This is a genomic window from Streptomyces sp. NPDC031554 (assembly GCF_055580685.1).
On record NZ_JBVIKX010000001.1, the window covers coordinates 321,616 to 334,415 of the forward strand.

A 12,800-nucleotide genomic window follows, 5' to 3' on the forward strand; every position below is an offset into this window, starting at 1 on the left:
AGGACCCCCGGCCGCACCCGTGTGACCCACGGCACCGGCCCCGCCCCCGTCAGTGCCCGTGCAGCACCCGCCCGGGGGACGACCCCCGGACCCCCAGCCACACCCGTGTGACCCACGGCACCGACCCCGCCCCCGTCAGTGCCCGTGCAGCACCCGCCCGGGGGACGACCCCCGGCCCTCAGCCACACCCGTGTGACCCACGGCACCGACCCCGCCCCCGTCAGTGCCCGTGCAGCACCCGCCCGGGGGACGACCCCCGGCCCCCAGCCACACCCGTGTGACCCACGGCACCGACCCCGCCCCCGTTAGTGCCCGTGCAGCACCCGCCCGGGGGACGACCCCCGGACCCCCAGCCACACCCGTGTGACCCACGGCACCGACCCCGCCCCCGTTAGTGCCCGTTAACCTGCTGGGCATGACCGTGAATCTCGAAGTCTCCGAGGGCGTCGGCACGCTGCGCCTGGACCGCCCGCCCATGAACGCGCTGAACGTCGCCACGCAGGACCGGCTCAAGGAGCTCGCCGAGGAGGCGGGCCGTCGTGACGACGTACGGGCCGTCGTCGTGTACGGCGGCGAGAAGGTGTTCGCGGCGGGCGCGGACATCAAGGAGATGCAGCTCATGGACCACACGGCGATGGTCCTGCGCGCCCGCGCGCTGCAGGACGCCTTCACGGCGGTGGCCCGCATCCCCAAGCCGGTGGTCGCGGCCGTGACCGGATACGCGCTGGGCGGCGGCTGCGAGCTGGCGCTGTGCGCGGACTTCCGGATCGCCGCGGACAACGCGAAGCTGGGCCAGCCGGAGATCCTGCTCGGCCTGATCCCGGGCGCGGGAGGCACCCAGCGGCTGTCCCGGCTGGTCGGCCCGTCCAAGGCGAAGGACCTGATCTTCACCGGCCGCATGGTGAAGGCGGACGAGGCGCTGACGCTGGGGCTGGTGGACCGGGTGGTCCCGGCCGACGAGGTGTACGCGCAGGCGCACGCGTGGGCGGCGAAGCTGGCCCAGGGCCCGGCGCTCGCGCTGCGGGCGGCCAAGGAGTCGATCGACACCGGTCTGGAGACGGACATCGAGACCGGTCTCGCGGTGGAGCGGAACTGGTTCGCGGGTCTGTTCGCCACCCCCGACCGGGAGACGGGCATGCGCAGCTTCGTGGAGGAGGGGCCGGGCAAGGCGAAGTTCCGGTGAGACCGTTCCGCCGGCCCCGAGGGCGGGGCCGGACGCGGGAACGATGTGAGACGCGTCTCGCCCGAGGTCTTTGAAAGCCCTTGCAATTGACGGAGTGTCTCATCCGGGTCGCGGCAGGTCCCTCGCGCGGAAAGCCCCGTCCGGGACCCGGCCTGGCCCCGGCCGGGCTCTCTCCGGGGCTCGCCGGGAGGTCTCTCCGGGGCCCTCGACGGGGCGCTCCGTCGGGGCCGCGCGGCGGCGTCGGGGCGTCTCGCCGGGGAAGCGCGAAAGCACTTCTCGGCGAGGCGTCACCGCAGGTCGGACGGCGTTCACCCCTCATCCGAGCGCCCCTGGCGCACACCGGCCGGCGCGCGCGGAACGGGGGGCTTCCGGGGGGCGCATTCCCCCGGAACGGCCCCCGGCGGGGAGACGGGCCGCCATGATGGGGGGCATGGCGGGGCTGGAGGGTGACGAACAGCCGCGGGGGCACGGGCGTGTGGACGCGGCACGCTGGTCGCCCGCGGTCGAGGACGAACAGGCGCTCAAAGCACTGGAGTTGTTCGGCGACCCCACGGAGGCGGAGGTCCAGCTGGCGTCCCGCCCCGAATCCGCCGCCACGGCCCGGCGCCTCACCCAGGTCGTCCTCCTCCGCCACTGGCAGCTCACCCCCGCAATGACCGAGGACGCCGTCCTGCTCGTCTCGGAACTCGTCGGCAACGCCGTACGCCACACCGGTGCCCGTGTCTTCGGACTGCGCCTGCGCAGGCGGCGCGGCTGGATCCGCGTCGAGGTCCGGGACCCCTCGCGGGGGCTGCCCTGTCTGATGCCGGTCCAGGAGACGGACGTCAGCGGCCGGGGGCTGTTCCTCGTCGACGAGCTGTCCGACCGCTGGGGCGTCGACCTGCTGCCGCGCGGCAAGACGACGTGGTTCGAGATGCGCGTCACCGACCGCTGACCGGCCGGCCCCTCTCCGCCGGCGCCCCGGGTGCCGGTGCCCCGGGTGCCGGTGCCCCCGGGTATCGAGCCGGCCCGGGAGCGGCTCCGCGCCGCGTCGGCCGATCGGATGACACCGGCCCGTCGCCGGACCCCGGCCCGACCGGTTCGAGGGCCCGAACGCGCAGGTCGTAGCTCCGAGGGCGGAGCCCGGCCCGGCCGAAACTCGGTGGGCGTCGTCAGTGGCGTTCCGTAGGCTCGCTCCTGATGCCCACGACACCTGCCCCCACCAAGGATCGTTCCGCCGTGCGGACGTTGCTGCGCCTGTGGCCGTACGTACGGCCCGTCCGGGCGCGGTTGTTCACCGCCGCGGCCGTCGCGGTCATCGCCTCCTGCACGGGGCTGGTGATCCCGCTCGTCCTCAAGTGGCTGGTGGACGGGCCGGTCGCGGAGCGGGACACGACGGGCGTCTGGCTGGGCGCGCTGTACCTGCTGCTGCTCGGGATCGCGGAGGCGCTGCTGTTCGGGCTGCGGCGCTGGCTGGTGGCACGGCCGCTGTCGCACGTCGAGGCGGAGATGCGGGCCGGTCTGTACCGGCACCTCCAGCGGCTGCCGGTGGCCTTCCACGACCGGTGGGCGTCGGGGCAGCTGCTGTCCCGGGGCACCACCGATCTGATGCTGCTGCGCATGTTCCTCGCCTTCCCGCTGACGTTCCTCCTGGTCAACGGGGTGACGATCCTCGTCGGCGTGACCATCATGCTGCTCCAGGACTGGGCGCTGGGGCTGATCATCCTCGGGCCCGCGATCCCCGTGGTCGTCATGTGCGTGGTCTTCGAGAACCGGTACGCGCGCGTGGCGCGACGCGCCCAGGACCAGGTCGGCGACCTGACGACGGTCGTCGAGGAGAGCGTCCTCGGCATCCGCGTCGTCAAGGGCTTCGGCCGGCACCGCAGTCAGGCGCGGGTCTTCCACGAGCTGTCGTCGACCCTGCGCGGGACGGAACTGCACAAGGCGCGGCTGCTGGCGACGATCTGGGCGGTCATCGTGACCCTGCCCGAGCTGGCGATCGGCGCGGCGCTGGTGCTGGGGACGGTGCGGGTCGCGGACGGCGAGCTGTCCGCGGGCACGCTGGTCGCCTTCCTCTCCACGGCCCTCGCCCTGCGGTGGCCGGTGGACTCCATCGGCTTCCTGCTGGCGATGAGCCAGGAGGCGGCGACGGCCACGGAACGGTACTTCGAGGTGCTGGACGCGGAACCGGAGGACGACGGGCCCCCCGGCGGGCGGGCACCGGCCCCCGGCCCGGCCCCGGCCTCCGCTCCGGCCGCCGTCACGGAGGCTCCGGCTCCGGCTCCGGCTCCGGTCACGAAGGGCCCGCCGTCGGGCGCCGTCACGGACGGCCCGCGGCCGGTCCCGGTGGTCCCCGGCGGGTACGGGCCGCTCCCCGAGGGGGGCCTGCGGTTCCACGGGGTCACCTTCCGCTACCCCGACGCCGACCCCGGTTCCCCGCCCGTCCTCGACCGGGTCGACCTGCACGTCCGGCCCGGCGAGTCCATGGCGCTGGTGGGCGCCACCGGCAGCGGGAAGACCACGCTCACCGCGCTCGTGCCGCGGCTGCACGAGGTGACCTCCGGGTGGATCACCCTCGACGGGGAGGACATCACCGCGATGCCCCGCGAGGAACTGCGCGCGAAGGTGGCCGTCGCCTTCGAGGAGCCGACGCTGTTCTCGGCGAGCGTCGGGGAGAACGTGCTGATGGGCGCCGGCGACGGCGCGGACGACGGCGACCTGGAGCGGGCCCTGGCCGTCGCCCGGGCCGAGTTCGTGCACGCGCTGCCGCAGGGCACCCGCACCCAGGTCGGTGAGCAGGGGCTGAGCCTGTCCGGCGGGCAGCGGCAGCGCCTCGCGCTGGCGCGGGCCGTCGTGGGCCGGCCCCGGTTCCTCGTGCTCGACGACCCGCTGTCCGCGCTGGACGTCCACACGGAGGCCGCCGTGGAGGCCGCCCTGCGCCGCGTCCTCGCCGACACGACCGCGCTGATCGTCGCGCACCGGCCGTCCACCGTGCTGCTCGCCGACCGGGTCGCCCTGCTGTCGGGCGGCCGCGTCACCGCCGTGGGCACCCACCACGAACTGCTCCGCACCCACGCCGAGTACGCCCGTCTGATGTCCGGGGACCAGGAGGCCGACCGCCGATGACCGCGCCCACGACCGCCTCCCCCACCGCCGACGACGAGCGGGACCTGACGGCCGCCCCGGAGGACGCCGACGCCTTCGACCGGGACGTCCTGCCCAGCCCGCCGGGTGCCACCGGCACCCTGCTGCGCTCGCTGCTCGCCCCGATGAAGGCACGCGTCGCCCTCACCACGTTCCTGCTGCTGCTCCAGCAGGCGGCCGTGCAGGCGGGTCCGCTGCTGGTGGCGTACGCCATCGACCGGGCCGTGCCGGCGTTCCGGGAGGACGACCTGGGGCCGCTGGTCGCGGTGGGCGTCGGCTACCTGGGGTGCGCGCTGGCCGGCGGCGGACTCCAGTACGCGTTCCTGATCGCCTCCGCCCGCGTCAACCAGGACGTGCTGCTGGACCTGCGCGGCCGGATCTTCCGGCACGCGCAGGCGCTGAGCGTCGACTTCCACGAGCGCTACACCTCGGGCCGGCTCATCTCCCGCTCCACCACCGACGTGGAGTCGCTGCGCGAACTGCTCAGCGAGGGCCTGCAGGAGCTGGTGACGGTCGTCCTGTCCTTCCTCTACATCTCGGCGATGCTGCTCTGGCTGGACCTGGGCCTCGGCGCGGTGGCGGTGGCCTCGTTCGGGCCGCTCTACCTCCTCGTCCGGGTCTACCAGCGGCGCGCGGGCGAGGTGTTCACCGCCAGGTCCACGGCCATCGCGGCCGTGATCGTGAAGTTCGTGGAGACGGTGAACGGCATCCGGCCGGTGCGCGCGTTCCGCCGGGAGGCCGTCAACGAGGCCGGCTTCCGGGTCCTCAACCAGCGGCACGAGCGGAGCAACGGCGACGCGCTGCTGGAGATGGCCCGGTACGTCGTCGGTTCCCGGCTGGTCGCCAACACCGCCGTCGCGCTGATCGTGCTGTGGGGCGCCCGGCGGGTGGCGGACGGTTCGCTGGCGCTGGGCGTGCTGGCCGCGGCGGTGCTGTACCTGCGGCGACTGTACGACCCGATCGACCGGCTCGGCATGTTCCTCAACTCCTACCAGTCGGCGGCCGCCTCCCTGGAGAAGATCGCGGGGCTGCTGGCCCAGGAGCCGTCCGTGCCCGAGCCGGCCGCGCCGCGGGAGCTGCCGGCCCGCCGGTCGGGCCTGCCCGGCCGCGAGGTCGTCTTCGACGGCGTCGGCTTCGGCTACCGCACCGGCGGGGAGGTCCTGCCCCGCTTCGACCTCACCCTGCCCGCCGGACAGACCGTCGCGGTGGTCGGCTCGACCGGCGCCGGGAAGTCCACCCTGGCCAAGCTCCTCGCCCGCTTCTACGACCCGACGGCGGGCCGGGTGCTGCTCGACGGCGTCGACCTGCGCGAGCTGGCGACGGCCGAGCTGCGGCGCGGGGTGGTCATGGTGACGCAGGAGGCGTTCCTGTTCTCCGGGACGGTCGCCGAGAACATCGCGCTCGGGCGGCCGGACGCGAGCCGGGAGGACATCGAGCGGGCGGCGAGGGCCATCGGCGCGCACGAGTTCATCAGCGCCCTGCCCGACGGCTACGACACGGACGTGCGCAGGCGCGGCGGCCGCATCTCCGCCGGTCAGCGCCAGCTCGTCTCGTTCGCGCGGGCGCTGCTCGCCGACCCGGCGGTGCTGATCCTGGACGAGGCGACCAGTTCGCTCGACGTGCCCGGCGAGCGGGCCGTGCAGGCGGCGATGGCGACGGTCCTGAAGGGCCGTACGGCGGTGGTGATCGCGCACCGGCTGTCGACGGTGGAGATCGCCGACCGGGTGCTCGTCATGGAGCACGGCCGGATCGTCGAGGACGGCACCCCGGACGAGCTCGTCGCGGGCACCGGCCGGTTCGCGGACCTGCACCGCGCCTGGCGGGACAGCCTCGCGTGAGGGAGCGACGGGCGGGACGCCGGCCGATCGACGCCCACGCCGACCCCGGCACGCCCGACTGCCGCGGCGGCTGGTGGTACCTGTGGTGGCTGACCCGCCGCCAGCCGGGGCGGGCGGTGGCGGGAGCGGTGCTGTCCAGCGTCTGGATGGTGCTGATGGCGGTCGCGCCGTACCTGATGTCCCGGGCGGTCGACGACGGGCTGGAGCGGGGTGACACGGCCGCGCTGGCGGGCTGGACGACCGCGCTGGTGCTGGTGGGGGCGTTCAACTCGTGGGTGAGCATCATGCGGCACCGCACCATGACCCGGGTGCGCATGGACGCCAACTTCCGCACGGTGAAGGTGGTCGTCGGGCACATGGTCCGGCTGGGCGCCGCGCTGCCGCGCCGGGTCGGGGCCGGGGAGGTGGTCACGATCGGCGTCGGCGACGTGCAGCCCATCGCCACGGCCCTGACGGTGATCGGGCCGGGCGTCGGCTCGGTCGTCGTCTACGTCGTCGTCGCCGGGGTGCTGCTGTCGGTCTCGCCGCTGCTCGCGTCCGTCGTGGTGCTGGGGATGCCGGTGATCGCCGTACTGGTCGGCCCCCTGATGGGCCGGCTCCAGGGCGCCGAGGGCGAGTACCGGGAGCGGCAGGGGGTGCTCACCGCGCGGATCGGCGACCTCGCGGGCGGCCTGCGGGTGCTCAACGGCCTCGGCGGCAAGGGCCTGTTCGCGGAGGCCTTCCACCGGGACTCGCAGCGGCTGCGCGCCCAGGGCTACCGGGTCGGCTCGGTCACCAGCTGGATGCAGGCCCTCGGGGTGGGGCTGCCGACGGTGTTCCTCGCCGTGGTGACCTGGCTGGCGGCCCGGCTCGCGGCGCAGGGCGAACTGACGGTCGGCGAGCTGGTGGCGGTGTACGGCTACGTGGCCGTCCTGGTCGGCCCGGTCGCGTTCATCGTGGACATGGGCTACCAGCTCAGCCGGGGCGTGGTCGCCGCCCGCCGGGTCGTACGGCTGCTGCGGCTGGAGCCGGATCCCGGGACCGGTACCGCCGAGGCGCCCGCCGGGCCGGAGGTGCTGTACGACCCGGCCTCCGGTGTGCGGATCGCGCCCGGCCGGCTGACGGCGCTGGCCGGGGCGCGGCCCGCCGACACGGCCGCCCTGATCGACCGGCTGGGCCGGTACGGGCCGACCGACGTCACCTGGGGCGGTGTGCGTCTCGACGAGGTGGACCCGGCACGGGTCAGGGAGCGGATCCTGGTCGCCGACAACGAGGCGGACCTGTTCGCCGGCAGCCTGCGCGAGCTGGTGGGCGGGCGGCGCGAGGCGTCCGCCGCGGAGACCGACCGGGCGTTGTGGGCGGCTGCCGCCGAGGACGTCGTGCAGGGCCTGCCGGAGGGACTCGACTCCCCCGTGGCGGCGGGGGGCCGCAGCCTGTCCGGCGGCCAGCGGCAGCGGGTGCGGCTGGCGCGGGCGCTGCTCGCCGATCCCGAGGTGCTGCTCGCCGTCGATCCGACGTCGGCGCTCGACGCGCACACCGAGGCGGTGATCGCGCGGCGGCTGCGCGAGGCGCGCGCCGGCCGGACGACCGTCGTGACGACCACCTCCCCGCTGCTGCTCGACCACGCGGACCGGGTGCTGTACCTGGTCGACGGGAAGCTCGCGGCGAGCGGCCGGCACCGGGTGCTGCTGGAGACGGAGCCGGGATACCAGGCGCTGGTGGCGCGAGACGCTGAGGAACCGGTGGAACCGGCGGAACCGAAGATCTCTGGGGCCTCTGGGGGCCCGGGGGCCACGCGGGACGCACAGGACGCGCAGGCCTCACGAGCCTCGCAGGTCTCACTGGACACGCAGGACGCACGGGCCTCGCAGGGCACGCAGGACGCACAGGTCTTGCAGGGCACGCCAGTCGCACGGGGCACACGGGTCGCACCCGTCGTGCGGGACCCGCAGAACGCATCGGGCACGCGGGACGCAGAGGGCTCACCGACCGCACCGGGCACGTGGGACGCACAGGGCCCACCGACCGCACAGGCCTCGCGGGACACGCAGGGCCCACAGGACTCGCAATCCGCGCAGTCCTCGCAGGACCCATCGGTCACACGGAAACCGCAGGACTCGCAGGGCGCACGGGAACCGCAGGACTCGCAGATCGCGCAGGACTCGCAGCCCGCGCAGGGGACACAGGACGACGTGCAGAGCCCGCGGGACGGCGGCGGGGCAGGCGGCGGGGCCGCGGAGGAGGCTGTGCGATGACGTCGGACGGGAAGGTCCCGGCCGGGAACGGCGGGGAGGCGGGGCGGCTTCCGGTGGCCTCGCCGGCCGAGGTGCGGCGGGCCACCGGGCGTCTCGTGCGGGCCGACGGGCGGGCCTTCGGCGCCGTCCTGGCGCTCAACGTGCTGGCCGCAGCGGCCGGTCTGGCCGGACCCTGGCTGCTCGGCCGGATCATCGACGAGGTGGGCTCCGGCGGCGGGGTCGCGGCGGTGGACCGCCTGGCCGCGGCCATCCTGGTGTGCGCGCTGGCGCAGTTGCTGCTGGCCCGCTGGGCCCGGTACGCGGGGCACCGGTTCGGGGAGCGGACGCTCGCGCGGGTGCGGGAGGGCTTCGTCGAGCGGACGTTGGCGCTGCCCGCGTCGGCCGTGGAACGGGCCGGCACCGGCGACCTCACCACCCGCGGCACCGCCGACGTGGCGGCCGTGGGCACGACGCTGCGGGACGCCGGGCCCGAGCTGCTGGTCTGCGGCGTGCAGGCGCTGTTGTTGCTGGGCGCGGTGTTCGCGATCGACCCGCTGCTCGGTGCGGTCGGGGTGCTCGGGCTCACGCCGATCTGGTGGGCGCTGCGCTGGTACCTGCGGCGGGCGCGCGCCGGGTACCTCGCCGAGGGGGCGGCCACCTCGGAGGTCGCCGGCGTCCTCGCGGAGACCGCGGGCGGGGCCCGCACGGTGGAGGCGTTCCGGCTCCAGGAGCGGCGGACGGCGGCGAGCCGGGACGCGCTGGAGGTCTCGCGCCGTGCGCGGTTCCACACGCTGTTCCTGCGGAGCGTGTTCTTCCCGGTGGTGGAGGTGTCGTACTCCCTGCCCGTCGCGGGGGTCCTGCTGGTGGGCGGGACGCTGCACGCGCGGGGCGCGCTGAGTCTCGGGACGGTGGTGGCGGCGGCCCTGTACCTGCGGCAGTTCACCGGGCCGCTCGACGAGATCCTGATGCGCGTGGAGCAACTCCAGAGCAGCGGCGCCTCGTTCGCGCGGGTGGAGGGGCTGGCCGCGGCCCCGCGGTCCGTGCCGGAGGGGGAGGCGCCGGTCCCGGCGGACGACCGGATCGACGTGACGGGCGTGCGGTACGCCTACGACCGCGGCGGCGAGGTGCTGCGCGGGGTGGACCTGACGGTGCGGCCCGGCGAGCGGCTCGCGGTGGTGGGCCCCTCGGGTGCGGGCAAGACGACGCTGAGCCGGCTGCTGGCGGGCGTGGACGCGCCGACGGCGGGTTCGGTCACGGTGGGCGGGGTCCCGGTCGCGGACCTGGCCCCGGAGGCGCTGCGCCGGCAGGTGGTCCTGGTGACGCAGGAGCACCACGTCTTCCTCGGCACGGTCCGCGAGAACCTGCTGATCGCCGAACCGGAGGCCACGGACGAGGAGTTGTGGGCGGCGCTGGCCGCGGTCGGCGCCGCCGACCTGGTGCGGGAGCTGCCCGGCGGCCTGGACGCGGAGGTGGGCGCGGGCCGGCACCGCACCGACGGTTCGCAGGCGCAGCAACTCGCCCTGGCGCGCGTGGTGCTGGCGGATCCGCACACGCTGATCCTGGACGAGGCGACGGCCCTGCTGGACCCGGCGACCGCCCGGCACACCGAGCGCGCGCTGGCCGCCGTGCTGCGCGGCCGTACGGTCATCGCCATCGCCCACCGGCTGCACACCGCGCACGACGCGGACCGGGTCGCCGTGATGGAGGACGGCCGGCTGACCGAACTCGGCACGCACGAGGAGCTGGTGCGGGCGGGCGGGGCGTACGCGGCGCTGTGGGCGACGTGGCACGGGGAGCCGCGGCACGGCGGCTCCCGGCGCGCGCAGGACGCCTGACGGCGGTGTGCCGGGCCGTCGGCCCCGGATGATCCCTCCGTATATCGAACATGAACTCCCGGACAACGAACCGTTTCCAGCCAACTTCCTGACGCGCTCCTGACAGATAGCGCTGTCGGCTGCCACTCTTCCCACTGCTACTGCACAGCAACCCCACAGCTTCAACCGTTCTGCGTACGGCCCTAGTTGTGCCCGCGCGGCCCACCCGCCGCGCGGTCTCCCCCGGCCGCGTGACCCGCGGCCGCGCAGAAGGAGTCAGTGTTGAGCAGCAGTCCCTCTCGCAGACGCACCTCCCACACCCCCTCCCGCAGGGTCGCGGCCTTCGCCCTGGTCGGCGTCTCCGCGCTCATCGCCGCCGCCGTGCAGTCCGGTGCCGCGACGGCCGCCCCCGAGCAGTCGCCGCGCGCGGCCGGCCAGGCGACGCCCGGCTCCGAGTCGGTCCGGCTCACCCCCGCCCAGCGCGCCGAGCTGATCCGCGACGCGAACGCCGGCAAGGCGCAGCAGGCGAAGGACCTGGGCCTCGGCGCCCAGGAGGCGCTCGTCGTCCGGGACGTCGTCAAGGACGCCGACGGCACGGTCCACACGCGCTACGAGCGCACCTACGCGGGCCTGCCGGTCCTCGGCGGCGACCTGGTGGTCGAGTCCACCCCGGCCGGCGCGACGCAGTCCGTCGTCAAGGCGACCCGCGCCGCCATCAAGCCGGCCACCACCACGGCCAAGGTGCCCGCGGCCAAGGCCGAGGCGCAGGCGCTGTCGGCGGCGAAGGCGGAGGACGCCAAGAGTCCCGACGTCAACCGCGCGCCCCGCAAGGTGATCTGGGCCGCGAACGGCACGCCGACCGTGGCCTACGAGACGGTCGTGGGCGGTTTCCAGCACGACGGCACCCCGCAGGAGCTGCACGTCGTCACGGACGCCACCACGGGTGCCGAGCTGTACAAGTGGGAGGCCGTCGAGACCGGCACCGGCAACACGGTGTACAGCGGTCAGGTGACCATCGGCAGCACGCAGTCCGGGTCGACGTACAACCTGACCGACGGCGCCCGCGGCGGCCACAAGACGTACAACCTCAACCGCGGCACCTCCGGCACCGGCACGCTCTTCTCCGGCCCCGACGACGTCTGGGGCAACGGCAGCGCGTCGAACCTGGAGTCGGCCGGCGCCGACGCCGCCTACGGCGCCCAGCTGACCTGGGACTACTACAAGAACGTGCACGGGCGTTCGGGCATCCGCGGCGACGGGGTCGGGGCCTACTCCCGCGTCCACTACGGCAACAACTACGTCAACGCGTTCTGGCAGGACGCCTGCTTCTGCATGACGTACGGCGACGGCTCCGGCAACGCCAACCCGCTGACGTCGATCGACGTGGCCGCGCACGAGATGACCCACGGGCTCACCTCCAACACGGCCGGCCTCAACTACAGCGGCGAGTCGGGCGGTCTGAACGAGGCGACCTCCGACATCTTCGGCTCGACCGTCGAGTTCTACGCCAACAACTCCTCCGACGTCGGTGACTACCTCATCGGCGAGGAGATCAACATCAACGGCGACGGCACGCCGCTGCGCTACATGGACAAGCCGAGCAAGGACGGCTCCTCCAAGGACAGCTGGTACTCCGGCATCGGCTCGGTCGACGTGCACTACTCCTCGGGCCCGGCCAACCACTTCTTCTACCTGCTGAGCGAGGGCAGCGGCACCAAGACCATCAACGGTGTCACCTACAACTCGCCCACCTCGGACGGGCTGCCGGTCACCGGCATCGGCCGGGACAAGGCGGAGAAGATCTGGTTCCGCGCGCTGACCACCAAGTTCACCTCCACCACCAACTACGCGGGCGCCCGTACCGGCACCCTCGCGGCGGCCGGTGAGCTGTACGGCACGACGAGCGCCGAGTACACCGCGGTGCAGAACGCGTGGGCGGGCATCGCGGTCGGTACGCGGCCCGGTGGCGGCGGTGGCGGCACCTCCTTCGAGTCCACCACCGACGTGTCGATTCCGGACAACGGCGCGGCGGTCAACTCGCCGATCACCGTCTCCGGCCGGACGGGCAACGCGCCGTCGAACCTCGCGGTGGCGGTCGACATCGTCCACACCTACGTCGGCGACCTCCGGGTGCAGCTGGTCGCCCCCGACGGCACGGTGTACACGCTGAAGGCGTACGGCACCGGCGGCAGCGCGGACAACCTGAACACCACCTACACGGTGAACGCGTCCTCCGAAGTCGCCAACGGTGTCTGGACGTTGCGCGTCCAGGACAACGCGGCCGCGGACACGGGCTACATCAGCGGCTGGAAGCTGACCTTCCCGTAGGTCGTCGCCGGGGGCCGCGCGGCGGCCCACCCCCCACCCACAGGACGCCGTTCCAGGGCTCGAAGCCCTGGAACGGCGTCCTCTTTTTGCCATCCGATTGCCCGCCTGCTGTTGGCCCTTGACCCAGGTCACGCCCGTTCACACAGCGGAAACGTTCACCGGTTGGTCGATTTTCAGCCAACATCACTTCAGGGTCATGACATGTACGCGACCTGGATGCCAGTCTTCCTGTCACCTGCCGCACAACTTCACAGCCGTCACGGCCGGACACCCCATGCCGGCCGGACACCCCCACACCCAA

At 74.2% G+C, this 12,800-nt stretch carries 6 protein-coding genes and 1 pseudogene; all 7 read left to right on the forward strand.

Features of this window, described 5'->3' with window-relative positions; genetic code table 11:
- Positions 1-415: 415 nt before the first annotated feature.
- The 7 genes and pseudogenes from ACZ5FU_RS01375 (at position 416) to ACZ5FU_RS01405 (ending at position 12,499) form a co-directional block, all read left to right on the forward strand.
- The gene (locus ACZ5FU_RS01375) at positions 416-1,183 is read left to right on the forward strand and encodes an enoyl-CoA hydratase/isomerase family protein (RefSeq protein ID WP_451526167.1); all 768 of its coding nucleotides are present in this window, start codon (positions 416-418) and stop codon (positions 1,181-1,183) included.
- 430 nt (positions 1,184-1,613) lie between these two features.
- On the forward strand, positions 1,614-2,117 hold the full coding sequence (locus ACZ5FU_RS01380; RefSeq protein WP_451526166.1) for an ATP-binding protein: 504 nt from the start codon (positions 1,614-1,616) through the stop codon (positions 2,115-2,117).
- Between the two features lie 245 nt (positions 2,118-2,362).
- Positions 2,363-4,288: an ABC transporter ATP-binding protein gene (locus tag ACZ5FU_RS01385; protein ID WP_469044089.1), complete on the forward strand. Its 1,926-nt coding sequence runs from the start codon at positions 2,363-2,365 to the stop codon at positions 4,286-4,288.
- The gene (locus ACZ5FU_RS01390) at positions 4,285-6,144 is read left to right on the forward strand and encodes an ABC transporter ATP-binding protein (protein WP_469044090.1); all 1,860 of its coding nucleotides are present in this window, start codon (positions 4,285-4,287) and stop codon (positions 6,142-6,144) included. Before ACZ5FU_RS01385 ends, ACZ5FU_RS01390 begins: the two co-directional genes overlap by 4 nt.
- Positions 6,145-6,290: 146 nt before the next feature.
- Positions 6,291-7,883: pseudogene (locus ACZ5FU_RS01395) on the forward strand (ABC transporter ATP-binding protein); the annotation flags it as partial.
- A 491-nt stretch (positions 7,884-8,374) separates the two neighbouring features.
- Positions 8,375-10,192, forward strand: a complete 1,818-nt coding sequence (locus ACZ5FU_RS01400) for an ABC transporter ATP-binding protein (RefSeq protein WP_468646852.1) — start codon at positions 8,375-8,377, stop codon at positions 10,190-10,192.
- 261 nt (positions 10,193-10,453) lie between these two features.
- Positions 10,454-12,499: a M4 family metallopeptidase gene (locus ACZ5FU_RS01405; RefSeq protein ID WP_468646850.1), complete on the forward strand. Its 2,046-nt coding sequence runs from the start codon at positions 10,454-10,456 to the stop codon at positions 12,497-12,499.
- The last annotated feature ends 301 nt before the right edge of the window (positions 12,500-12,800 follow it).

Bases quoted from the DNA above. Each gene is read 5' to 3' on its own strand.
- ACZ5FU_RS01380 (WP_451526166.1), top strand. From the start codon at position 1,614: ATGGCGGGGCTGGAGGGTGACGAACAGCCGCGGGGGCACGGGCGTGTG.
- ACZ5FU_RS01390 (WP_469044090.1), top strand. From the start codon at position 4,285: ATGACCGCGCCCACGACCGCCTCCCCCACCGCCGACGACGAGCGGGAC.
- ACZ5FU_RS01385 (WP_469044089.1), top strand. From the start codon at position 2,363: ATGCCCACGACACCTGCCCCCACCAAGGATCGTTCCGCCGTGCGGACG.
- ACZ5FU_RS01400 (WP_468646852.1), top strand. From the start codon at position 8,375: ATGACGTCGGACGGGAAGGTCCCGGCCGGGAACGGCGGGGAGGCGGGG.
- ACZ5FU_RS01375 (WP_451526167.1), top strand. From the start codon at position 416: ATGACCGTGAATCTCGAAGTCTCCGAGGGCGTCGGCACGCTGCGCCTG.